Raw genomic sequence first — 23,457 nt, 5'->3', positions numbered from 1 at the left:
GTGTTCATGGCGTCACCGTCCCTACCAGCACGCTTGCGGCCAGCGGGGATGGCAATCGGATCGGCCTTCACCGCGCCAACGCCCCCACCAGGGGCCCCGCCGCCCCATACGACGACCGGCCCGCCTTCATCGCTTCGTCACTACCACCAGACGCCCCCGCACCTGACGACCGGACCCGCGGTCACCACACTCCACCGCCACCACCCAAACGACGATCGTCCGCCTTCGCCGCGTCACCACCACCACCAGACGCCCCCGCACACGACGACCGGACCGGCAGTCACCACACCCCACCGCCACCCCAGAAGCCCCCACCCCACACGACGATCGGTCCGGGCTCCACCACACCACCGCCACCCCCAGACGTCCCCGCCACCACACGACGACCGGACGGCCTTCAACGCGTCATCACCACCACCAGCGCCCGCCACCCCCAGAAGCCCCCACCACCCCACACGACAACCGGACCGGCGCCCCACCGGCCGACCTGGCCGCAGGGCCCGGTTCTCACCGTCTCGTTGCCTCCACCAGGACACTCCCCGCCGTCCTGGCCACCACGTACACGTTCCCCTTCACGGCCCTCGCATCCAGGGGGATGCGGTGGTGGCCCGGTTCCAGGAGGCCGTCGAAGAGCTCGTGGGTGTGGGTGCGGGAGAGGCGGTCGAGGCGGTACGCGGTGAGCTGTACCCGGCAGGTCGAGGTGACCTCGACGCCCGCCTCGCCGTCGGCGGTGACCAGGCGGGTGAGGCGGCGCTGCTCCACCGGGCTGCGGTCGAGGGCGTGTTCGATCTGGGCGACGAGCAACGGGACGATCGGGGCGAGTCCGTCGACGTACGCCACCTCCACCCCGGCGCGTTCGAAGGCCCGGCGTACGGCCGCGCGCTCCGCCTCACCGACCCCGCGGCCGAAGGCGACGGCGCCGTAGCCGCGCAGTTCGTCGGCGGGGACTCGGTCGGCGTCGCGGGTGATGTCGGCGCCGATGCCGATGGTGCGCAGGGCGGCGGCGAGCCTGGCGAGCAGGGCGACGCGGGCGCCGACCAGCAGGACGCGGCGGCGGCCGGGGCCCTCGGCGTCCAGGAGGGAGTTCAGCGCCGTGCGGTACTCGTCGCCGTGGAAGCGGAACGGACCGATGCCCTGGTAGCCGTTCAGCTCCAGGTCGACCCGTTCGCCGGTCTGCCAGGCGAAGTCCCGCCACACGTAGTCGTCGTCGGCCCGCTCGATCACCGCGGTGACCGCGCCGCACGCGAGGTCCGCGCACTCGGGGCAGCCGTAGATGACGTACCGCCCGCCGGACAGCGGCGCCTCGGCCTCCAGTAACAGGCTGCGCACCTGCGCGGTGAAGATGGCGGGCGGGACGTCGGAGGCGAGCGGGGAGACGGCGTCCAGGTCCGAGAGCTGGAACAGCAGCGGGCGCCCGTCGACGATGAAGTCCACGAAGTCCCGGTGCACCTGGTAGCCACCGTCTGCGAGAACTCCACCGGCCCGCATCGCCGGTGCCAGGCCGAAGGTCGCGTACGCGGCAGACATACGGAGAGTATCCCCACCGTTACGGCGCTCTGATCGCGGCATGACACATTCCGCTACCGTCCCGGCATGGACAAGGACACGAAGGACGATGTGATCGTCGTCGGCGGGGGTGTCATCGGGCTGACCACGGCGGTGGTGCTGGCCGAGCGTGGGCGGCGGGTACGGGTGTGGACGCGGGACCCCGTCGAGCGGACCACCTCGGCGGTTGCGGGCGCGCTGTGGTGGCCGTACCACATCGAGCCGCCCGAGGCGGCGCGCAGGTGGGCGCTGCGCTCGCTGGACGTCTACGAGAAGCTGGCCGAACGACCCGAGGTGACCGGCGTACGCCTGGTCGAAGGGGTCATGGGCGAAACGGACCTGGACGAGACGCGCTCCTGGGCGGCGGGCCCGCTGACGGGGCTGCGGGCGGCGACGCCCGAGGAGTACACCGGGCCCGTGGGGCTGTGGGCACGGCTGCCGCTGGTCGACATGTCGACTCATCTGCCGTGGCTGCGGGAGCGGTTGGCGGCCGCAGGCGGCGTGATGGAGGAGCGCACGGTGTCGGCGCTCGCGGAGGCGGACGCGCCGGTGGTGGTCAACTGCACGGGGTTGGGAGCGCGGGAGCTGGTGCCGGACGCGTCCGTACGCCCTGTGCGCGGGCAGTTGGTCGTGGTGGAGAACCCCGGGATCCGCACCTGGGTCGTCTCCAAGGACGCCTCCGGCGAGATGGCGTATGTCTTCCCGCATCCGGGGCGGCTGGTGCTGGGCGGCACCTCGGAGGAGGACGTCTGGTCGCGGGAGCCGGATCCGGCGGTGGCCGAGGCGATCGTACGGCGGTGCGCGGCGCTGCGGCCGGAGATCGCCGACGCGCGGGTGCTGGACCACCGGGTGGGGCTGCGGCCGGTGCGGGACGCGGTGCGGCTGGAGCGCGAACCGCTGCCGGACGGGCGGGTGCTGGTGCACAACTACGGTCACGGGGGCGCGGGCGTGACCGTGGCGTGGGGGTGTGCGGAGGAGGCGGCCGGGCTGTGCGATCCGGCCGCCTCCGGGTGAGTCAGTCGGTGGTGCGGGGGCCGGGCACGCGCTCGGCGGAGCGCGGGGCGTCGACCCCTTCGAGCGTTTCGTACGGCGCCGGGGTCCCGGCCGTCCCGGTGCCTGCGCTGCCTGCCGTGGCTCGGGCGAACGCCGCCGTGCCGCCGACGAGCGGGACGCGGGCGGAGGTGCGGGACAGGTCCAGGGTGAGCGTCGGGGTGTCGGCCGGAGGGTCGATGAGGTCCTTGTCGGTGCCCGCGACGATCAGGGCCAGCCGGTGTCCCGCCGGGACGACGTGGTCGGTCGCGGCCAGGTCGAGGGTGATGGTGTACCGCTTGCCCGGGGTGAGCGGGCGGCCCGTCAGGTCGGAGGCGTGGTGGCCGAGGTCGGCCCAGCCGCGGCTGACGATGGTGTGGCCCACGTCGGCCGTCCTGGCCCGGGTCTCCTTGTAGCAGGCGCTGTCGCCGGTGGTGGACGGGCCCCAGCAGGTGCGGTCGGGGAGGGTGGTGATGCCCTCGGCGGCGTCGGCGTAGTCGCGGATGGTGGCGGGGCCGAGGTCCACGAGGACGGCCGAGAGGTGGGCCGTGGGGGTGGTGGGGGTCGCGGTGACGGTGACCTCGGAGGAGCCGGACAGGCGCAGGTCGCGGGTGAGGGGGCGGGTGACGAAACCTGCCTTGTCGGGGGTGGTGTGGTCGATCTGCGAGGCCCAGTCGGTCTCGCTGTGCCGCGGGTCGTCGGTGAAGGTCTCGGTGCCCTTGCCGGGGCGCAGGCCGAGGGTGCCGACGCCGGGCTGGTCGCCCTTGGCGGGGTTCAGGTGGACGGTGTCGGTGCCGCGTGGCGGCCAGACCTTCGAGGTGACCCACTGGTCGGGGTGGCGTTCGATGTCGGCCATGGGCTCGCGGTCGACGCCGTTGTCATAGCCGAGGAGTTCGTGGTCGAACCAGCGGTGCAGGGTCTCGACCCAGGTGGCACGGCGGAAGTCGAACGGGTCGACGTGGCCGGTCTGGGAGAGCCAGATCTTGCGTTCGACGCCGTTCCTGGCGAGGGCGTCCCACCACGGGCCGACATGCTGCATACGCACGTTGAGGTCCTGCATGCCGTGGACCAGGAAGACGCTCGCCCTGACCCGGCTCGCGGCCCTGACGTGGTCGCGCTCGGTCCACAGCGGCGTCCAGTCGCCGGTGCGCGGGGCGCCGTCGACGAGTCGCTGCTGGACGGCGGCGCACTTGGCGCGGGCGTCGGGGCTGTTGACGTAGTTCGACAGCCAGTCGGGGCCGGAGTCGTACAGCGGGGCGCCCTTGGCGAAGTAGTAGTCGTACCAGGAGGAGATGGCGCCGATCGGCACGATGGTCTCCAGGCCCTCGACGCCGGTGGCGGCGACGCCGTTGGCGATGGTGCCGTCCCAGCTCTTGCCGATCATCCCTGTTCTGCCGTTGGTCCAGGTGGCGGCCTTGGCCCGGGTCGTGCCGGTGCGGGTGGTGTAGGCCTGGCCGCGGCCGTTCAGCCAGTCGACGACGGCCTTCGCGGACTGGACGTCTGAGCGGCCGCCGACGTCGACACAGCCGTCGGAGCGGCTGGTGCCGGCGAGGTCGACGGCGACGAAGGCGTAGCCGCGCGGCACGAAGTAGTTGTCGTAGTAGAGCGGCATCTGGACGACATCGCCCTGGGCGTCGTACGTCTTGCGCTGGCTCTCGTTGCCCCGGCCGCAGCACGAGTAGTACGGGCTGGCCTCCATGATGACGGGCACCTTGCGGCCCTGCTGGGCGGGTTCGCGCGGGCGGACGATGTCGACGGCGACGCGGTCGGTCCTGCCGTCGCCGTCGCCGTCGAGGCCGGTGTCCACCCAGACGGCCTCGCGGACGGCGTTGTCGTACGAGTGGACGGGTTGGCTCGTGCGGGGCGCGGTGTGCGCCGTGGCGGGGGTGAGCAGGGTGGCCGTCAGGGCGGCGGTGGCCGCCGTCGCGAGCGGTCTCCAGGTCGTGAAGCGCATGCGTTTCGGCATGCGCCGGACGGTACCGTCCGCAACTCCTGTGCAGAAGGGGTCGACTGAGGGACCCTCACATTCTGTGCTGATGGCTGGAAAGCGACGTTGGGGCGTCCGGGTGTATGTCGGCCGAATGGCGATCTCGTGACAGCGGTTGTTGTGGACAGGGCAGTTACGCCTGGGCGTGAATGGGCCCGGCACGGTCCTCCCGCCCCTACGACTTGGAGCTTCAGTGCACCGCAGACTCACCACGCCGGGCGCACTCGCCGCGGCCTCCCTTCTGCTGGCGATCCCAGCCTCGGCCGCGAGCCACTCCCCCGGCGCTCCGGGCATCGGCGACCCCTACTACCCGGCGTACGGCAACGGCGGATACGACGTCTCCCACTACGACCTGAGGCTGAAGTACCGGCCCGCGAACGACCGGCTGGAGGGCACGGCGACCCTGCTGGCCCGGACCACGCAGGATCTGTCCCGGTTCAACCTGGACTTCCTGCTGAATGTGCGGGAGGTACGGGTCAACGGCGCGAAGGCGAGGTTCGCGACCTCGGGCGAGCACGAACTGGAGATCACGCCGCGCAAACCGTTGGCCAAGGGGACGTCCGTCACCGTGGTGGTGCGCTACGTCGGGGTGCCTTCGTCGAAGCAGGCGTACGGCTTCACCAGCTGGCTGCGGACTCCGGACGGCGGGGTCGCGGCCGGTGAGCCCGAGTCGGCGTGGTGGTGGTTCCCGAGCAACGACCACCCGCTGGACAAGGCCACGTACGACATCTCGGTGCAGGTGCCGGACGGCACGCAGGCCATCTCCAACGGCACGCTGCAGTCGACGAGTTCGCGGGCGGGGTGGACCCGCTACAGCTGGCGGTCCAGCAAGCCGCAGGCCACCTACCTCGCCACGCTCGCGGTCGGCAAGTTCGACGTCACGACCGCGACGACGGACAGCGGCATTCCGGTCATCAACGCCTACAGCAAGGACCTGGGCGACAACGCCGGTGCGGCCCGGGCCAGCATCGAGCGGACCGGTGAGATCGCCGACTGGCTGACCGGCTACTTCGGGCCGTATCCCTACAACGCCCTCGGCGGATACGTGCCGAACACCACCACCGGGTACGCGCTGGAGACGCAGACCCGGCCGTTCTACAGCCCTCGGCAGTTCGCGAACGGGTCGAACACGTCCGTGGTCGTGCACGAGCTGGCCCACCAGTGGTACGGCGACCTGGTGTCGGTGTCCCACTGGAAGGACATCTGGGTCAACGAGGGCTTCGCCCGGTACGCGCAGTGGCTGTGGTCCGAGCACGAGGGCGAGGGGACGGCGCAGGAGATCGCGGACTACGTGTACGCGTCGCGTCCGGCGGACGATCCGTTCTGGGCGGTCCGCCCCGGGGACCCGGGGCCGGAGAACCAGTTCCATCTGGCCGTGTACGACCGGGGCGCGCTGGCCCTGCAGGCGCTGCGCAACGCGATCGGCGACGAGGACTTCTTCGCCGTCCTCAAGGGCTGGCCGCGGACGTACGCCCATGGCAACGCCTCGGTCGCCGACTTCCAGAAGTACGCGGAGCGCCTGTCCGGCAAGCGGCTGACCGCACTGTTCGACACCTGGCTGTTCCAGCCGTCGAAGCCGGGGGCGGCGGCGGCGCGGGAGGCCTCGATCTCGGCCCGGGCGCTGGGGACTCAGGGGGCGCCGGAGCAGCCGAAGTCGTGGAAGAAGATCGCGGCGACCAATGGTGTGCATGACCATGAGCACGGGCACGCCGAGTAGGGCGGAACAAGTGGGAGGGCGGCTGCCCTCACTGCATTTCAGTGGTCCACCTCGGCGGCGCGTTCAAGGAGGTCGTCCCGGCCTGTCGCGGCCGTCTCGGTGGACGGGACCGTGCACGCATGGGCGCCGGCCACCGCGCCGTACAGGGCGCATCTTCGCGGTGGTTCGCCGCCCAGGTGGCCGAAGAGGAAGGCCGCGGCGAAGGCGTCGCCCGCGCCGTTGGAGTCCACCACGGGGGCGAGGGGCGGGACCGCTGGGATACGGATCAGGTCGCCATCGGTGAGGAGGTACGCCCCTTCGGCACCGGCCGTGGCGACGACCAGCTGCGCACGGCCGCGTTCGGCGATGCGGCGCAGGGTGCGCTCCGGGTCGGTGAGGCGGGCGGCGGAGAGGAAGACGATGTCCGCGGCGAGGGCGAAGGGCTCGTGATAGGGGGTCTCGCCGTCCCAGTCGTGCAGGTCGGTGGAGAGGGGCACGCCGGTCTCGCGGAGTGCGGGCAGGGCGTGGGCGCAGGGGTGGGTGATGGAGACGTGGACGTGGCGGCTCGACTCGGCCAGTGCCCGGACCGTTGCCTCGGGCAGCCGGTCGTCGGCGTGCGAGCGACTCGTGTCGTACAGGGAGAGGCGTCGGCCGTCGGGGGCGACGAGGTTGACCGCACGCTTGGTGCCGGCGGGCTGCGGGATCGCGGTGAGGGCGATGCCCTTCTCGCGGTGCAGGGCGCGAACCAGTTCGCCCTCGGGGTCGTCGCCGAGCAGGTCGAGGTGGTGCGTGCGCAGGCCCAGCGAGCTCAGGCCGAGGGCGACGAAGTCCCCGGTCTGGCCCGCGCGGGTGCGGATGCCGTCCTCGATCATGTAACTGTCGGCGTACGGAAGCGGAAGCTCCGGCACGTACACGATGGTGTCCACGCCCGCCCCGCCCAGCACGAGGACGTCCGTGTCGGTGCTCAACTGCCGCCCTCCCCGTGGTCGTAGACCGTCACGGCGATGCCCCGCCGCGCCAGCCGCTCGGCGATGAGAGGCTCCACCCGGGACCATGTCCCACCGGCCAGGCCGCACCCTATCCGGGGCATGTGGACGGAGGCGTGCAGTTCGGCCGCCTTGTCGGCGAGGCGGCCGAGGGCAGTGTCGATCGCGTCGTAGCGCACGGGGACCCCCTTGCTGCCCGTGCGGATGCCGCGCTGGCCGATCATGTTGGCCACCCACACATACGGCTCGACCTGGACGAACTGGACCGCGCCCAGCCCGAAGTCGTTCGAGGCGCGGTCGCGGTGCCAGGCGCGGTACGCGGCCTCGGGCTCCGGCCAGCGGCGCGACATGGCCAGGACGAAGCCCCTGCCCCAGCCGCCGATGTCGTTGCAGACATGGGCGATCAGCTTGACGCCCTTCACCGACGGCACGGTGGCGTCACCCCGGACATACCTGATCTCCGACATGACGCCACCGTAGGCGATGCCACTGACAGTGGCCCTGACCTGCTACTTCGTGAGCTTCGTCAGCTCCTGGTCCACCGTCTGGGAGACCCGGCGGCGGATGCCGAACCAGCCCGCGACGAGGGCGACGGCGATCAGCGGGATGAGCAGCAGGGTCTTGCGGCCGATCTCGGGGTCGTTCCACATCATGCCGAGGCAGGCCAGCAGGAAGGCGATCGTGGCGATCTCCGTGACCGGGCTGCCGGGCAGGCGGAAGTGCGGCCGCTCCACCAGGCCCGCCTTGGCGCGGTGGACGAAGATCAGGTGGCAGACCATGATGATCACCCAGGTGCTGATGATGCCGAGCGAGGCGACGTTCAGCACGATCTCGAAGGCCTGGGCCGGCATGAGGAAGTTCAGGCCGACGCCGAGCACGCACACCGCGCAGGTCAGCAGGATGCCGCCGTAGGGCACCTGGCTGCGGTTCATCCGGGCGGTGAACTTCGGGGCCGAGCCCGCCATCGCCATGGAGCGCAGGATACGGCCCGTCGAGTACAGGCCGGAGTTGAGGGACGACATCGCCGCGGTCAGGACGACCAGGTTCATCACGTCTCCGGCCGCCGGGACGCCGATCCTCGACAGGACCGTGACGAAGGGGCTCTCGTCGGCCGAGTAGACCGAGCCGGGCAGCAGCAGGGCCAGGAGGACGACCGAGCCCACGTAGAACAGGCCCACGCGCCACATGATCGAGTTCACCGCGCGCGGGACGACCTTCTGCGGCTCGGCGGTCTCGCCCGCGGCGACACCGACCAGCTCCAGGGCGGCGTACGCGAAGATCACGCCCTGCATGACGAGGACGACGGGCATCAGGCCGTGCGGGAAGACGCCGCCGTTGTCCGTGATCACGTTCAGGCCGGGGGTCTGGCCGCCCACCTCGTGCTGGGTGGCCAGCAGGAAGATGCCGACGAACATGAAGCCGACCAGCGTGGCGACCTTGATGATCGCGAACCAGAACTCCATCTCGCCGAAGATCTTCACCGAGACCAGGTTCACCGCCAGCACGACGGCCAACGCGATCAAGGCCAGCACCCACTGCGGGATGTCGGTGAACATGCTCCAGTAGTGCGTGTAGAGCGCGATCGCGGTGATGTCGGCGATACCGGTCGTCGACCAGTTCAGGAAGTACATCCAGCCGGCGACGTACGCGCCCTTCTCGCCGAGGAACTCGCGCGCGTACGACACGAAGGAACCGGACGACGGCCGGTACAGGACCAGCTCGCCCAGGGCCCGGACGACGAAGAAGGCGAAGACGCCACAGACGAGGTAGGCCAGCGCGAGCGCCGGGCCCGCGTTGTGCAGGCGGCCACCGGCGCCCAGGAAGAGGCCGGTGCCGATGGCGCCGCCGATGGCGATCATGTTGACGTGGCGGGCCTTGAGGTCCTTGCTGTAGCCGGCGTCGCCCGCGTCCGCGGGCGTCGTGGTCGCCCCGTTCCCGGCGGTGACCTTGGCCGTGTCCACGGCGTCCTTGCTCACGGGTGGTACCACTCTCTGGTGCGCCCGAGCGTCGTGCGCTCGGGTGTCCGTACGTGACTCGGTCCGCACCCCGCTCGTGACGTGGCACAGACCAAGGCAGCACTTTCCCACACGAATCGACCCCCAGACGGTGGCCCATGTCACAGAGCGTTGCTTCTCACACAGTCATCGCATGGCCACCCCACAATCACCTTCGGTTCATCACAGACGGCGTACGAGGTTTCACAGCACCGGTGAGACAGCGATACTGCTGCACATGACGACCGACGCCGAGGAGCCGACCCTCACGATCGACGAGCTGGCCGCCCGGGCCGGTGTCACGGTGCGCACGGTCCGCTTCTACGGCACCAAGGGTCTGCTGCCCCCTCCGGTGATCGGTCCCCGGCGCGTCGGGCACTACGGGCGGCAGCATCTGGCGCGGCTGGAACTCATCGAGGAGTTGCAGCGGCAGGGCATGACACTGGCGGCCATCGAGCGCTATCTGCGGCAGCTGGCGCCGGATCTCAGCGCGCACGACCTGGCGATCCACCGGGCGGTGGTGGCCTCCTGGGCGCCGGACATGGTGGAGACGGTGACGCGCGCGGAGCTGGAACGGCGGGCGGGGCAGCCCCTGACCGACGGGGACGTCGAGCGGCTGGCCGCGATGGACGTGATCCGGCCCGGGAGCAACGACGCGTACGACGTCGACCTCGGTCTGCTGCGGCTCGGCGTCCGGCTGCTGGACGTGCCGCTCTCCCAGGAGGCGATCCTGGCGGCGCGCAAGGTCCTCATCGAACACTCACGCGCCGCGGCTCACGAGCTCGCCCAGCTCTTCCGCGGCGAGGTGTCGGAGCGCGGGACGCGGGACGCGAAGTCCCTCTCCGCACGCATGCACCCCTTGGTGGTGCAGGCGCTCCTGACGACCTTCCAGCGGTCGTTGAAGGAGGAGCTGGGCGAATGGCTCACCTAGAGCCTGTCAGGAACGGGGTGAGTCGCTGAACCGCTCCCCCTTCTCCGCCTTCTCCACCAGCAGTGCCGGTGGGGTGAAGCGGTCCCCGTAGCGCTCGGCGAGTTCCCGCGCGCGGGAGACGAAGCCGGGCAGGCCGCCCTCGTAGCCGTTGATGTACTGCAGTACGCCCCCGGTCCAGCCTGGGAAGCCGATGCCGAGGATGGAGCCGATGTTGGCGTCGGCGACCGACGTCAGCACGCCCTCCTCCAGCAGGCGGACCGTGTCGAGCGCCTCGGAGAAGAGCATGCGCTCCTGCATGTCCCGGAAGGGGATCTCGGCGCCCGCGCGCGTGAAGTGCTCGCGCAGTCCCGGCCACAGCCCGGTCCGCTTGCCGTCGTCCCCGTAGTCGTAGAAGCCCGCGCCGCCGCTGCGGCCGGTGCGGCCGAACTCGTCGACCATGCGGTCGATGACGGCCTCCGCCGGGTGCGGGGTCCAGGTGCCGCCCGCCTCCACGACGGCCCGCCTGGTCTCGTTCCGGATCTTGCGCGGGAGGGTGAGCGTCAGCTCGTCCATCAGGGACAGCACCTTGGCCGGGTAGCCCGCCTGGGCCGCCGCCTGCTCCACGGACGCGGGCTCGATGCCCTCGCCGACCATCGCCACGCCCTCGTTGATGAAGTGGCCGATCACCCGAGAGGTGAAGAAGCCGCGCGAGTCGTTGACGACGATCGGCGTCTTGTTGATCTGCCGGACCAGGTCGAAGGCCCGGGCGAGGGCCTCGTCGCCGGTCCGCTCGCCCTTGATGATCTCGACCAGCGGCATCTTGTCGACCGGCGAGAAGAAGTGCAGGCCGATGAAGTCGGCCTGGCGCTGCACGCCCTCGGCGAGGGCGGTGATGGGGAGCGTGGAGGTGTTGGAGCACAGCAGCGCGTCCGGCGCGACGACCTGCTCGACCTCCTGGAACACCTTGTGCTTGAGCGCCGTGTCCTCGAAGACGGCCTCGATCACCGCGTCGCAGCCCGCGAGATCCTGGACCTCGGCCGTGGGCGTGATGCGGGCCAGCAGCGCGTCGGCCTTCTCCTGCGTCGTACGGCCCTTGGCCACGGCCTTGGCGCACAGCTTCTCGGAGTAGGCCTTGCCCTTGACTGCGGCCTCCAAGGACACGTCCTTCAGGACGACCTCGATGCCCGCACGCGCGCACGAGTAGGCGATGCCGGCGCCCATCATCCCGGCGCCCAGGACGGCGACCCGGCGGACCTGGCGGGGCTCGATGCCCTTGGGGCGGTTGGCGCCGGAGTTGACGGCCTGGAGGTCGAAGAAGAACGCCTGGATCATGTTCTTCGAGGTCTGGCCTGCCGCCAGCTCCACGAAGTAGCGGGCCTCGATGACCTGGGCGGTCTCGAAGTCGACCTGGGAGCCCTCGACGGCGGCCGCGAGGATGTTGCGCGGGGCCGGGTAGGGGGCGCCGTTCGTCTGCTTGCGCAGGTTGGCGGGGAAGGCGGGCAGGTTGGCCGCGAACTTCGGGCTGGCGGGAGTGCCGCCGGGGATCTTGTAGCCCGGCCGGTCCCAGGGCTGCTGCGACTCCGGGTTCGCGTCGATGAAGGCGCGGGCCTTGGCGAGCATCTCCTCCGGGGTGTCGGCCACCTCGTGGACCAAACCGTTCTCCAGGGCGCGCCGCGGGCTGTACTGGGTGCCCTGGAGGAGCACCTTGAGGAGGGCGTCGGCAATGCCCAGCAGGCGGACCGTGCGGACCACGCCGCCGCCTCCGGGCAGCAGGCCGAGGGTGACCTCGGGGCAGCCGATCTTGGAGCCGGGGGCGTCGAGGGCGACGCGGTGGTGGCAGGCCAGGGCGATCTCGTAGCCGCCGCCCAGGGCCGCGCCGTTGATCGCGGCGACGACCGGCTTGCCCAGGGTCTCGATGCGGCGCAGGTTGCGCTTGATCGCCAGTCCGCCGTCGAACAGCTCCTGGGCGGTCTCGGGGGTGACCCGGATCAGGTCGCGCAGGTCGCCTCCGGCGAAGAAGGTCTTCTTGGCGGAGGTGAAGATGATGCCGCGGAGGGAGTCCTTCTCGGCCTCCAGCCGGTCGGTGATCGCGGCGAGGGAGTCCCGGAACGCCTGGTTCATGGTGTTCGCGGACTGGCCCGGGTCGTCCAGGACGAGGGTGACGACGCCGGTCTCGTCCTGCTCCCAGCGGATGGTGGTGCTCTCGGTCATTGCTTCTCCGTATCGGGATCTGGGACGGGCCGGTCAGACGCGCTCGACGATGGTGGCGATGCCCATGCCGCCGCCGACGCACAGCGTGGCGAGGCCGAACCGCTTGTCCTGGCGCTCCAGTTCGTCGACGAGGGTGCCGAGGATCATCGCGCCGGTGGCGCCGAGGGGGTGGCCGAGGGCGATGGCGCCGCCGTTGACGTTGACCTTGTCCAGGGACAGGCCCATGTCCTTCACGAAGCGCAGGACGACCGCCGCGAACGCCTCGTTGATCTCCACGAGGTCGATGTCGTCGATGGTGAGCCCGGCCCTGGCGAGCGCCTTGCGGGTGGCGGGGGCGGGGCCGGTGAGCATGATGGTGGGCTCGGAGCCGGAGACCGCGACGGAGACGATCCGCGCGCGCGGGGTGAGGCCGTGCCGCTCACCGGCCTCCTTGGAGCCGATCGCGACGAGGGCGGCGCCGTCCACGATGCCGGAGGAGTTCCCCGCGTGGTGCACGTGGTCGATCTTCTCCACCCAGTGGTACTTCTGCAGCGCCACGGCGTCGAAGCCACCGAGGTCGCCGATGTCCGCGAACGACGGCTTCAGCTTGGCGAGCGAGTCGGCGGATGTGCCGGGGCGCAGGTGCTCGTCGTGGTCGAGGACCACCAGGCCGTTGCGGTCCTTCACCGGCACGACCGAGCGCTCGAAGCGGCCCTCCTTCCAGGCCGTCGCCGCCCGCTCCTGCGACAGCGCCGCGTACTCGTCGACGTCACGGCGGGAGAAGCCCTCGATGGTGGCGATCAGGTCGGCGCCGATGCCCTGCGGGACGAAGTTGACCGCGAGGTTGGTCATCGGGTCGTTGAACCAGGCGCCGCCGTCCGAGGCCATCGGCACCCGGGACATCGACTCGACACCGCCCGCGAGGACGAGGTCCTCCCAGCCCGAACGGACCTTCATCGCGGCCATGTTGACGGCCTCCAGGCCGGACGCACAGAAGCGGTTCTCCTGCACGCCCGCCACCGTGTCCGGCAGTCCGGCGGCGACGGCGGCGATCCGGGCGATGTCGGAGCCCTGGTCGCCCACGGGGCCGACGACACCGAGCACGATGTCGTCGATGGCGGCGGGGTCGAGGCTCGGGAACCGGGCGCGGAGCTCGTGGATGAGCCCGACGACCAGGTCGATGGGCTTGGTGCCGTGCAGGGCGCCGTTGGCCTTGCCCCGCCCGCGCGGGGTGCGGATCGCGTCGTACACGTACGCTTCGGTCGTCACTGGAGGGCCTTTCGGTGAGGGGCGTTCGAGGGGGCTGGGGACGTCATGGGCTCGCCTCCGTCAGGCCGGGTACGTCCCAGTCGCGGGCCACGTCCGCGGTGTCGGCGCCGGGTTGTGCCGGGCCGGTCCGGACAGCGGTCGGGGTGGCGGAGAAGCGGGGTGCGGGGGCGGGCTGGGTGATGCCGCCGTGGTGGGTGAAGGTGCCGCGTGCGGCGAGGTGCGGGTGGTGCGGGGCCTCGCGCAGCGACAGCACGGGCGCCACGCAGGCGTCGCTGCCCTCGAAGACGGCCGTCCACTCGTCCCTCGTACGGGTCTTGAAGCGGGCGGCGACCATCTCGCGCAGTTCGCCCCAGCGGGTGATGTCCTTGCGGGCCGGGGCCTGGTCGGCGATGCCGAGCAGCGTGACGAACTCGTCGTAGAACTGCTGCTCCAGGGCGCCCACCGCCATGTACCGGCCGTCGGCCGTCTCGTAGGTGCCGTAGAACGGGCAGCCGCCGTCGAGGAGGTTGGCGCCGCGCCGGTCCTGCCAGCCGCCGGCGGCGAGCATGCCGTGGATCATCGCGGCGAGGTGGGTGGCGCCGTCGACGATGGCGGCGTCGACGACCTGGCCGGTGCCGGTGGCACGGGCGTGGTGCAGGGCGGCGAGGACGCCGACGACGAGGTACAGGGAGCCGCCCGCATAGTCGCCGACCAGGTTGGCGGGGACGGCCGGGGCCTCGTCGGGGCGGCCGATCACGCCGAGGGTGCCGGTCAGCGCGATGTAGGCGATGTCGTGGCCCGCGCGGTCGGCGAGCGGGCCCTCCTGGCCCCAGCCGGTCATCCGGCCGTAGACGAGCGCCGGGTTGCGGGCGTGGCAGGCGTCGGGGCCGACGCCGAGGCGTTCGGCGACGCCGGGGCGGTAGCCCTCGATCAGGATGTCGGCGCGGGCCGCGAGGTCCAGGACGCGGGCGGGGCCGTCCGGGGACTTCAGGTCGACGATCACCGAGCGCTTGTTGCGGTTGGTGATGTCGTACTCGGGGTCGGTCGCGAGGCCGGTGCCGCCGGGGCGGTCCACGCGGACGACGTCGGCGCCCAGGTCGGCGAGGAGCATGGCGGCGAACGGGCCGGGGCCGATACCGGCCAGCTCGACCACGCGGACGCCGGTGAGCGGGCCCCCGTGCGGTGGCGGCGTCTTCGCCATGGTCATCCAGCCCCCTGTCGCTGTGACACAACTGGTGTAACACCAATGATGGTAGGAACGTGTTTCAGTGGGCACAAGGCCTGAACGAGCAAGCGCTTAGACAATCCAGGGTGCCAGGCGGTCGGCCGCACCACCACGCCGGTGCGGCGTCAGCGTCCGTCCAGCTCCGCTATCAGGCGCTTGGGCGCGATGCCGCGGTAGCTCTCCTCCACCCAGTCGCACAGGAGTTCCGCCGCCGGGGCGTCCTTCGGTTCCATCGGGATGCTCACCCAGCCGGACCTGCCCAGGCCGTAAGCGGCAGGCTCGGCACCGGGGGCGGTCAGCGCGTGGGCGTGGGTGGTGTCGTCCTTGAGCTTGACGGTGATGCCCAGCGGGTAGCTGCCGTCGTCGACGCCGAGGAACACGAACACCTTCTTGTTGACCTTGGCGACGGACTCGCCCCAGGGGAACTCCTCGACGGCGCCGGGCAGCCCGAGCGCGAACTCGCGCACTTTCTCCCACTTCTTCAGGGCGTTCCTGGGCACGGCCACCGTCCACCTCCGGGCTCGTCGTCGGGCTCAGCACTGCTCACGCTAGCCTCAGCCACCGACAGCGGCGCGGGCTGCGGGAGCGAGGGGTGTCATGAGCAAGCCGAAGAGGACCGACCGTCCGTACGACATCGTGCTCTTCGGAGCCACGGGCTTCGTCGGGACGCTCACGGCCGAGTACCTCGCGGCGCACGCCCCGAAGGAGCTGCGCTGGGCCGTCGCGGGCCGCAGCGAGCTGGAGCTGGCGCGACTGCGTGAACGGCTGCGGGAGCAGTCGCCGGGGGGTGCGGAGATCGGGGTGCTGCGGGCCGACGTGACCGAACCGGCCTCACTGCGCCGGCTCGCCGAGCACGCGGGCGTGGTGGCGACGACGGTCGGCCCCTATGTGACGTACGGCGAGGAACTCGTGGCCGCCTGCGCGGACCTCGGCACGGACTGTCTCGACCTGTCGGGTGAGCCCGAGTTCGTCGACCTGATGTATGTCCGGCATGACGCCCGCGCGCGGGAGACCGGTGCGCGGCTGGTGCACGCCTGCGGGTTCGATTCGGTGCCGCACGACCTGGGCGTGTACTACACCGTCCAGCAGCTCCCGGAGGGCGTGCCGCTGACGGTGGACGGGTTCGTGACCGCCGACGCGGCCTTCTCGGGCGGGACGTTCGCCTCCGCGCTGAACCAGTTCGCGCGGCCCCGGCAGCTGGCGGCCGCCGCGCGGGAACGGCACCGGCACGAGCCGCGGCTGGTGGGGCGGCGGGCGACGACGCCGAACGGGGCACCGCGGTTCGTCCCCGAGGTGCGCGCCTGGGCGCTGCCGCTGCCGACCATCGACCCGCAGATCGTGCGCCGGTCGGCGAGGGCGCTTCAGCGGTACGGTCCCGACTTCCGGTACCGGCACTACGCGGCCGTACGGCGGCTGCCGGCCGCGGTGGGCGGGGTCGCGGCGCTCGGCGCGGTCGTGGCGGCCGCCCAACTGCCGCCCGTCCGGCGCTGGTTGTCCGACCGGCTCAAGCCCGGGGAGGGGCCGAGCGCCGAGAAGCGGGCGAAGAGCTGGTTCTCCGTGCGCTTCGTGGGCGAGGGCGGCGGCCGGAAGGTGTTCACCGAGGTCGCGGGCGGCGACCCCGGGTACGGCGAGACGGCGAAGATGTTCGCCGAGGGGGCACTGTCCCTGGCCTGCGACGACCTCCCGCCGACCGCCGGGCAGGTCACCACGGCGGTGGCGATGGGCGACGCGCTGCTGGAGCGACTGCGCGCGGCGGGGATCACGTTCCGGGTGGCGGCGAGCCGGTAGCTGCGGGGCTGCTGCAGCATCGTGGCGGAGAGCCGGTAATTCCGGGGGCTGCTACAGCGTCGCGGCGGAGAGCCGGTAATTCCGGGGGCTGCTACAGCGTCGCGGCGGAGAGCCGGTAATTCCGGGGGCTGCTACAGCATCATGGCGGAGAGCGGGTGTTTCCCGGGCTGACTACATCGACGTGACCGCGAGCCGGAAGTCCCGGAGCCGGGTACACCGACGTGACCGCCAGCCAGTGGTCCGGTCACATCGACAGGCGGGCGACCCGGCAATCCCCGATCCGCCACACCGACGCGGCGGCGAGCCGGAGTCGGAGCCGGGTACACCGACGTGACCGCCAGCCGGAAGGCCCTCGACCCCACCACACCGACCCGACAGGCAACCCGGAAACCGATCCCGCCACACTGACAAGGCAAGGCACCCGCAAAACCCCGATCCCCCCACACCAACGCGGCGGCGAGCCAGTAGCCCCAGCCGCGTTACATCGCCCACTCCGTCAACGTGTAGATCATCCCGCCGATCCAGCCCAGACCGGCCAGCACGGCCAAGGCCAGCGCCAGCGTCACGGCACGCTCGACGGGACGGCTCGGGTGGGCGAGGGGCTTGGGGGCACGGTGCGTCGTCATGCGGCCCAGCCTGCCGATCATGGCGGGGCACCGGCATCCGTACGCGTACTCATCCGCGTACTCAGAAGGTCCCGGCGGTATCCCTCGACTCAGCCGGTGGTGGCCTCCCGCAGGGCGCGGCGGCACAGAACGTCGGCGTGGCGGGTCGACTCCGGCAGGCGGTAGCGCGGGCTGAGGCGCAGTACATGGGCGCAGGCCGTGTCCAGGTCGACGCGGTGCCCGACGGACACATAGACCGGCTTGATCCCTTCCTGTGTGCGCAGGGCGCGGCCGACCTCCTCGTCGCCCGCCAGCAGCGGGGACGACGACCCGCGCGCGGGGGCCGGGTCGGCGTGGGTGAAGGTGAACGGGTTCTTGGCGACGCCGATCGTGGGCAGGCCGGTGAGCACGCCGAGGTGGCTGGCGAGACCGAAGCGGCGCGGGTGGGCGAGGCCGTAGCCGTCGCAGACCACCAGGCCGGGCGGGCTGGGCAGGGCGTCGAGGGCGGCCAGGACGGTGGGGATCTCGCGGAAGGCGAGCAGGCCGGGCACGTACGGGAAGGAGATCCGCCCGACGGCGGTGGCCTCGGCGACGACGTCGAGGGTGGCCGCGTCCAGCACGACGGCCGCGGCGGCGACCACGTCCCGCTCGTCGTCGTAGGCGACGTCGACCCCGGTGACGTGGCCCGTGCCGGGCGGCGGCCCCGGCTCGTCCAGCACCACCCTCCGGCGCAACTCGTCCTGGACCGCGCGGGCCTGTTCCTCGGTGGTGGGCCAGCCTTCGGGGATGCGTACGGTCGTCGTCGTCATGGTGATGACGAGGGTACGCGGCCGGGCGGCCCGTCCGGACGGGCCGCCCGGGATCGGTTCACTTACCGAGTGCTCGCTGCAGCTGCTGCTTGTTCATGTCCGAACGGCCGTGGATGTTGCGCCGCTTGGCCTCTTCGTACAACTGGTCGTAGGTGGGGCCCTGGGATCCCTTGCCGGACCGCTGGCCGCCGCGCTTGCCGGACGACATGTCCTGGGTGGACGTACGGCTCGCGGTCCTGGACTCGCCGGACCGGGCGCGTTCCTTGTTCACCGTGCGCGCCGCGATCTCCTTGGCGCGACCCGTGCTCTCGCCCCGCTCCTGAGCACTCTTCTTGATGTGCTCATACTGCCGTTCTCGTTTGGGGCTCGAACCACTTGGCATGTCCGCTCACTTCCTCTCACATTGGGCGAACGAGTACCCCCATCGTGGGTGAATACGGCAATCCGGGCGCGGCCAGCTCTCCAGACGGGCGACGCGGCCCTGCCCGAGGCGGAGAACTTGGTGACGGAGGTCACCCCGCGGGCGTGTGCACGGATGCGCCGATTCCGTCGTCTCACCCAGTGCCCGGCCTCATCACCGGAAGTCCGTCCGGCCGCCACAAGGGAGCAAGGCGATGTCCACCGTCATCGAGCAGCCAGTCGAGGCGCGCCTCGTCGCCGCCGCGCCACGGATGCCGAGCATCCCCGCGACGCTGAGCTACGACCTGACCGATCCGTTCGCGATCCGTATGACGTTCCCGGCTCAGGCCACCCTGGAGGGCGAGGAGGTCTGCTGGACCTTCTCCCGGGAGCTGCTGGCGGCGGGTCTGCACGGTCCCGAGGGCCACGGCGACGTGCGCGTGCGGCCGTACGGCTACGACCGCACCGTGCTGGAGTTCCACGCCCCCGAGGGCACCGCCGTCGTGCATGTCCGCTCGGGTGAGCTGAGGCAGTTCCTGCAGGCGACGCGCGTGCTGGTGCCCGAGGGCCTGGAGCACGCCCACCTCGACCTGGACCACGACCTGGCCGAGCTGATGCGGGACGCCTGCTGACCCGCTCGCTTCCGACGTGCCGGTGAGCCCTGGACGCGGACGCCCGTTAATCCGTTGACAGCCACCGGCGCCCCTCGTACGGTGTACAGCGGTTCTGTTGCCGCCGATTGGAGAAGGACGTTGCTCGTCTGAGGTCCTGAGACACCGCGTCACACCCGTCCGGTGTGCACGCCGCGTGCGACCTCGGCGTTCGAGCCGTCCTTGCGGAGCAGGGCTCTTCTCGTTCTCCCCCCCGTCCCTGGGCCCCACGGCCCCGCACGGTGGTCGCCGCCTTGTCGGTGTCTCGACACGCGTTGCCCCTGACCGCATCAAGCAACCGCGAGGCCCGTATGCATACTTCGATCACCTGTACGTCCCTCTCCTTCGCCTGGCCCGACGGCACCCCTGTGTTCGACGGCCTCGACGCCTCCTTCGGCCCCGGCCGGACCGGGCTCGTCGGCGTCAACGGATCGGGGAAGTCGACCCTGCTGAAACTGATCGCCGGCGACCTCACCCCGGCCGACGGCGCCGTCCGCGTCGCGGGCGAGGTGGGGTATCTCCCGCAGAACGTCACCCTGGACACCGCCCTGCGCGTCGACGAGGCCCTCGGCATCGCCGACCTGCATGCCATCGAGGCCGGGGACGTGGCCGAGGAGCACTTCGAGACCGTCGGTGACGACTGGGACGTCGAGGAGCGCACTCTGGCCATCCTCGGCGAGCTCGGCCTCGGCCATGTCGAGCTGGACCGCACCATCGGCGAGGTCTCCGGCGGCGAGTCCGTCCTGCTGCGGCTGGCCGCGCTGCTGCTGCGCCGGCCGGACGTCCTGCTGCTCGACGAGCCCACCAACAACCTCGACCTGTACGCGCGCAGGCGGCTGTACGCGGCCGTCGCGGCCTGGCCGGGGGTCATGGTGGTGGTCAGCCACGACCGGGAACTGCTCGAACTGGTCGACCAGATCGCCGATCTGCGCTCCGGCGAGATCACCTGGTACGGCGGCAACTTCTCGGCGTACGAGGAGGCACTGGAGATCGAGCAGGAGGCCGCCGAGCGGATGGTGCGGGTGGCCGAGGCCGATCTGAAGAAGCAGAAGCGCGAACTCGTCGAAGCGCACACGAAGTTGGCCAAGCGGGTGCGCTACGGCAACAAGATGTACGACAACAAGCGCGAGCCCAGGGCCGTGATGAAGCTCAGGAAGCGTGCCGCCCAGGTCTCGGCGGGCAAGCACCGCATCATGCACGAGGAGAAGCTCGCCGAGGCCAGGGAACGGCTCGACGAGGCGGTGGAGGCGGTACGGGAGGACGACGAGATCCGCGTCGACCTGCCGCACACGGCCGTACCGCAGGGCCGCGCCGTGCTCACCCTACGGGACCTGGAGCTGGCGTACGGCGCCCGTGTCGAGGGCGGTTTGGACCTCCACGGTCCCGAGCGGATCGCGCTGGTCGGACGCAACGGTGCGGGCAAGACGACGCTGCTGCGCACCATCGCCGGGGAGCTCCAGCCGGTCGCGGGCGAGGCGACGGCCCATGTGCCGCTGCGCTTCCTGCCACAGCGCCTCGACGTCCTCGACGGCGAGCTGACGGTCGCGGAGAACGTGGCCCGGTTCGCGCCGGGCGCCACCAACAACCGGATCCGGGCGCGGCTGGCCCGCTTCCTGTTCCGGGGCGCCCGGGCCGACCAGCGGGCGGCCACGCTGTCCGGCGGCGAACGCTTCCGGGCGACACTGGCCGCGCTGATGCTGGCGGAACCGGCGCCGCAGCTGCTGATGCTGGACGAGCCGACGAACAACCTGGACATGGCGAGCGTGCGGCAGCTCACCACGGCCCTGGAGTCGTACGAGGGGGCGCTGATCGTGGCCAGCCACGACCTGCCGTTCCTGGAGTCGATCGGGATCACGCGGTGGCTGCTGCTGGAGGGAGCACTCAGGGAAACCACGCCAGAAGCTGTCGGGTATCCCGCCTGGCTTCCGGTGCGGGAGCGAGTTCATCCAGGCAGCTGACCGTGTTCACCGGCGCTTCGGGATCGGGGAAGTCGTCCGAATGGCTCGCCGGGTGACGTGCCGGGCTTGGACGGGCCGTGCACGGGGAAGCACTCGCGGAGGGCGACGGGGTCGGCGAAGTGATCGCCCCGGGCGGGCTCACGCGGCTGTCGTCTCCGACAATGACCCTGCATGATATGGCCGACTCCCGTCAGGTTTCGGCCACACCCGGGTAACCGGATCAGCGACCAGCAAGAACGCCCCATCCGATACGGAGACCGCACGTGCCCAGCAAGAAGGCCCTCGTCCGCCGCCCCAGCCCGCGCCTCGCCGAAGGCCTGGTGACGCACATCCAGCGGGAGAAGGCCGATGCCGAGCTCGCGGTCCGGCAGTGGGAGGCGTACGCGGAGGCGCTGCGCACGCACGGCTGGGAGACCATCGAGGTCGATCCGGCCGACGACTGCCCGGACTCCGTGTTCGTCGAGGACACCGTGGTGATGTACAAGAACGTCGCCCTGATAGCGCGCTCCGGCGCCGAGTCCCGCCGGGACGAGACCGCGGGCGTCGAGGAGGTCGTCGCCCGTCTGGGCTGCTCGGTGAACTGGATCTGGGAGCCGGGCACGCTGGACGGCGGTGACGTGCTGAAGATCGGCGACACGATCTACGTCGGCCGTGGCGGCCGCACCAACGCCGCCGGCGTCCAGCAGGTGCGGGCCGCGTTCGAGCCGCTGGGGGCGCGCGTGGTCGCCGTACCCGTCAGCAAGGTGCTGCATCTGAAGTCCGCGGTCACGGCGCTGCCCGACGGGACCGTGATCGGGCACATCCCGCTGATGGACACGCCGTCCCTGTTCGGGCGTTTCCTGCACGTGCCGGAGGCCTCCGGCACGCACGTGGTGCTGCTCGGCGGCGACAAGCTGCTCATGGCGGCCAGCGCCCCGAAGACCGCCGAGCTGTTCTCGGACCTCGGCTACACGCCGGTCGCCGTGGACATCAGCGAGTTCGAGAAACTCGAAGGGTGTGTGACATGCCTCTCGGTACGGCTGCGGGAGCTGTACGCCTGACCGGTTGCCGCCACCGCCGTTCCCGCCCGGGACCTGGGAGTCCCGGGGCTTTGCGGCACGCCCATGCGTCCCTGGAAAGAGGGCCTGAACAGCGGTCTTTACAGCGCCCTTAACCTACGGCTTCGTAACCTACGGCTTCGTAGCCTACGATTCCGTAGGTTCCGGCGCCGCCCGCCGGCCCGACTTCCCTTTGCCCCACGTCCCCCTGGAGTACCCGTGACGATCACCTCTCCGCACCTCGGCAGCCCCTCCGTCTGGACCGACGCCCGGATGCTGTACGCCCTGGAGGAAGTGGTCGAAAAGGAGCTCAACCGCCATCTGAAGATCGCCAAGGACTGGATGCCGCACGAGTACGTGCCGTGGACCGACGGCCGTAACTTCCCCGGCCTCTTCGAGGACGGCGAGGCATGGGACAAGGAGCAGTCCAAGGTCACCGAGATCGGCCGAATCGCCCTGGTGGTCAACCTGCTGACCGAGGACAACCTCCCCAGCTACCACCATGAGATCGCCACCCTGTTCGGCCGCGACGGCGCCTGGGGCACCTGGGTGCACCGCTGGACCGCCGAGGAGGGCCGGCACGGCATCGTGATGCGGGACTATCTGCTCACCTCGCGCGCGGTGGACCCGGACAAGCTGGAACAGTTCCGTATGGCCCACATGAGCGAGGGCTTCGAGCACGACCACCGGCACTCGATGCTGCACTCGGTGGCCTACGTCGCCTTCCAGGAGCTCGCGACCCGTATCTCGCACCGCAACACCGGCCACCAGTCCGGTGACCCGGTGTGCGACCGGATGCTGGCGCGGATCGCGACGGACGAGAACCTGCACATGGTCTTCTACCGGAACCTGCTGAAGGCGGCCTTCGAGCTGGCGCCCGACCTGACCATGCAGGCGGTGCGGGACGTCGTGGTCGACTTCCGGATGCCCGGGCACGGCATCCCCGGCTTCGAGCGCGCGGCGGCGCAGATGGCCATCGGCGAGGTCTACAACCTGCGCATCCACCACGACGACGTGCTCCAGCCCGTGCTGCGCTTTTTGAAGGTCCTGGAGATCGACGGCCTCGGCCCCGAGGGCCTCAAGGCCCAGGAGGAACTCGGGCTGTTCATGAACGGGCTGGACGCGGAGGCCCTGAAGTTCGACGAGAAGCTGGCGGCACGCAAGGCGCGGATGGCGGCGCGGGGGGCGGTCTGACCTACGGCGTCTGCGCTGCGGCCCCGACCAGGCGGTGCTCGGCGCCAGCGAGGCTCTGCGCGATGGTGTCGGCAGTGGCCAGGTCGACGCGGTTGTCGGCGACGGGCGGGGCCTCCTCGGCGCCGGGTACTCGCCGGTGATCCCGCCGGTGTCGACGGCGCACAGGTGGACGCCCAGCTCGGCGAGTTGCACCGGGCGGCGGCCGTA

Annotated in this window: 20 protein-coding genes; 8 read left to right on the top strand and 12 right to left on the bottom strand. The window is 71.2% G+C overall.

Features of this window, described 5'->3' with window-relative positions; genetic code table 11:
- Positions 1-507 precede the first annotated feature (507 nt).
- On the bottom strand, positions 508-1,527 hold the full coding sequence (locus tag KWI83_RS01370; protein ID WP_218512354.1) for an oxidoreductase: 1,020 nt from the start codon (positions 1,525-1,527) through the stop codon (positions 508-510).
- 66 nt (positions 1,528-1,593) lie between these two features.
- Between KWI83_RS01370 and KWI83_RS01365 the strand changes: the two genes are divergently transcribed.
- Entirely contained in the window at positions 1,594-2,559 is a 966-nt protein-coding gene (locus KWI83_RS01365) for an FAD-dependent oxidoreductase (protein ID WP_218512353.1), read from the top strand.
- A 1-nt stretch (position 2,560) separates the two neighbouring features.
- Here the strand turns inward: KWI83_RS01365 and KWI83_RS01360 are convergent, their stop codons facing one another.
- Positions 2,561-4,540, bottom strand: a complete 1,980-nt coding sequence (locus KWI83_RS01360) for a Xaa-Pro dipeptidyl-peptidase (RefSeq protein WP_218512352.1) — start codon at positions 4,538-4,540, stop codon at positions 2,561-2,563.
- A 214-nt stretch (positions 4,541-4,754) separates the two neighbouring features.
- On the opposite strand from KWI83_RS01360, the gene KWI83_RS01355 reads away from it, so the two are divergent.
- Complete coding sequence (locus tag KWI83_RS01355) at positions 4,755-6,278, top strand: M1 family metallopeptidase (protein WP_218512351.1); 1,524 nt, start codon at positions 4,755-4,757, stop codon at positions 6,276-6,278.
- Positions 6,279-6,316: 38 nt separating this feature from the next.
- Here the strand turns inward: KWI83_RS01355 and KWI83_RS01350 are convergent, their stop codons facing one another.
- Genes KWI83_RS01350 through KWI83_RS01340 form a run of 3 tightly spaced genes read right to left on the bottom strand, consistent with a single transcriptional unit; the run spans position 6,317 to position 9,219 of the window.
- Positions 6,317-7,225, bottom strand: a complete 909-nt coding sequence (locus tag KWI83_RS01350; protein WP_218512350.1) for a PfkB family carbohydrate kinase — start codon at positions 7,223-7,225, stop codon at positions 6,317-6,319.
- A complete protein-coding gene (locus KWI83_RS01345) occupies positions 7,222-7,710 on the bottom strand; it encodes a macro domain-containing protein (RefSeq protein WP_218512349.1) in 489 nt (162 codons plus the stop codon). The genes KWI83_RS01350 and KWI83_RS01345 overlap by 4 nt, the downstream gene beginning before the upstream one ends.
- Before the next feature lie 42 nt (positions 7,711-7,752).
- On the bottom strand, positions 7,753-9,219 hold the full coding sequence (locus KWI83_RS01340; protein ID WP_218512348.1) for an amino acid permease: 1,467 nt from the start codon (positions 9,217-9,219) through the stop codon (positions 7,753-7,755).
- Positions 9,220-9,475: 256 nt separating this feature from the next.
- Between KWI83_RS01340 and KWI83_RS01335 the strand changes: the two genes are divergently transcribed.
- The gene (locus KWI83_RS01335) at positions 9,476-10,168 is read left to right on the top strand and encodes a MerR family transcriptional regulator (protein WP_218512347.1); all 693 of its coding nucleotides are present in this window, start codon (positions 9,476-9,478) and stop codon (positions 10,166-10,168) included.
- A 6-nt stretch (positions 10,169-10,174) separates the two neighbouring features.
- On the opposite strand, the gene KWI83_RS01330 is transcribed toward KWI83_RS01335, so the two are convergent.
- The 4 genes from KWI83_RS01330 to KWI83_RS01315 form a co-directional block, all read right to left on the bottom strand.
- A complete protein-coding gene (locus tag KWI83_RS01330; RefSeq protein WP_218512346.1) occupies positions 10,175-12,358 on the bottom strand; it encodes a 3-hydroxyacyl-CoA dehydrogenase NAD-binding domain-containing protein in 2,184 nt (727 codons plus the stop codon).
- 33 nt (positions 12,359-12,391) lie between these two features.
- Positions 12,392-13,606, bottom strand: coding sequence for an acetyl-CoA C-acetyltransferase (locus KWI83_RS01325; protein ID WP_218512345.1), 1,215 nt, complete (start codon positions 13,604-13,606; stop codon positions 12,392-12,394).
- Between the two features lie 43 nt (positions 13,607-13,649).
- Positions 13,650-14,786: a CaiB/BaiF CoA-transferase family protein gene (locus KWI83_RS01320; protein WP_218512709.1), complete on the bottom strand. Its 1,137-nt coding sequence runs from the start codon at positions 14,784-14,786 to the stop codon at positions 13,650-13,652.
- 149 nt (positions 14,787-14,935) lie between these two features.
- The gene (locus KWI83_RS01315; protein ID WP_218512344.1) at positions 14,936-15,316 is read right to left on the bottom strand and encodes an MmcQ/YjbR family DNA-binding protein; all 381 of its coding nucleotides are present in this window, start codon (positions 15,314-15,316) and stop codon (positions 14,936-14,938) included.
- 91 nt (positions 15,317-15,407) lie between these two features.
- Between KWI83_RS01315 and KWI83_RS01310 the strand changes: the two genes are divergently transcribed.
- Positions 15,408-16,598, top strand: a complete 1,191-nt coding sequence (locus KWI83_RS01310; RefSeq protein ID WP_218512343.1) for a trans-acting enoyl reductase family protein — start codon at positions 15,408-15,410, stop codon at positions 16,596-16,598.
- Between the two features lie 479 nt (positions 16,599-17,077).
- Here KWI83_RS01310 and mmpA read toward each other — a convergent pair whose 3' ends face one another.
- From mmpA to KWI83_RS01295, 3 genes are all read right to left on the bottom strand, one after another.
- The gene (mmpA, locus tag KWI83_RS01305) at positions 17,078-17,224 is read right to left on the bottom strand and encodes a morphogenic membrane protein MmpA (protein ID WP_218512745.1); all 147 of its coding nucleotides are present in this window, start codon (positions 17,222-17,224) and stop codon (positions 17,078-17,080) included.
- A gap of 89 nt (positions 17,225-17,313) precedes the next feature.
- Positions 17,314-18,012: an endonuclease V gene (locus KWI83_RS01300; protein WP_218512342.1), complete on the bottom strand. Its 699-nt coding sequence runs from the start codon at positions 18,010-18,012 to the stop codon at positions 17,314-17,316.
- Positions 18,013-18,070: 58 nt separating this feature from the next.
- Positions 18,071-18,394 (bottom strand): plasmid stabilization protein, encoded by a 324-nt coding sequence (locus tag KWI83_RS01295; protein WP_218512341.1) that lies wholly within the window; start codon positions 18,392-18,394, stop codon positions 18,071-18,073.
- A gap of 232 nt (positions 18,395-18,626) precedes the next feature.
- On the opposite strand from KWI83_RS01295, the gene KWI83_RS01290 reads away from it, so the two are divergent.
- The 4 genes from KWI83_RS01290 (at position 18,627) to KWI83_RS01275 (ending at position 23,250) form a co-directional block, all read left to right on the top strand.
- Positions 18,627-19,043: an SsgA family sporulation/cell division regulator gene (locus KWI83_RS01290; protein ID WP_218512340.1), complete on the top strand. Its 417-nt coding sequence runs from the start codon at positions 18,627-18,629 to the stop codon at positions 19,041-19,043.
- A gap of 329 nt (positions 19,044-19,372) precedes the next feature.
- Positions 19,373-21,019 (top strand): ABC-F family ATP-binding cassette domain-containing protein, encoded by a 1,647-nt coding sequence (locus KWI83_RS01285; protein ID WP_218512339.1) that lies wholly within the window; start codon positions 19,373-19,375, stop codon positions 21,017-21,019.
- Positions 21,020-21,282: 263 nt separating this feature from the next.
- Entirely contained in the window at positions 21,283-22,059 is a 777-nt protein-coding gene (gene ddaH, locus KWI83_RS01280) for a dimethylargininase (RefSeq protein ID WP_218512338.1), read from the top strand.
- Positions 22,060-22,275: 216 nt separating this feature from the next.
- Positions 22,276-23,250 carry an acyl-ACP desaturase gene (locus KWI83_RS01275; RefSeq protein WP_218512337.1) on the top strand — a complete coding sequence of 325 codons (975 nt, stop codon included), beginning with the start codon at positions 22,276-22,278 and terminating at the stop codon, positions 23,248-23,250.
- Positions 23,251-23,457 lie beyond the last annotated feature (207 nt).

Source organism: Streptomyces sp. TRM70350 (assembly GCF_019219825.1).
In the GTDB taxonomy this organism is placed as follows: domain Bacteria; phylum Actinomycetota; class Actinomycetes; order Streptomycetales; family Streptomycetaceae; genus Streptomyces.
Note: the sequence above shows the minus strand (reverse complement) of the source record. Positions and strands in the feature narration are given on the sequence as shown.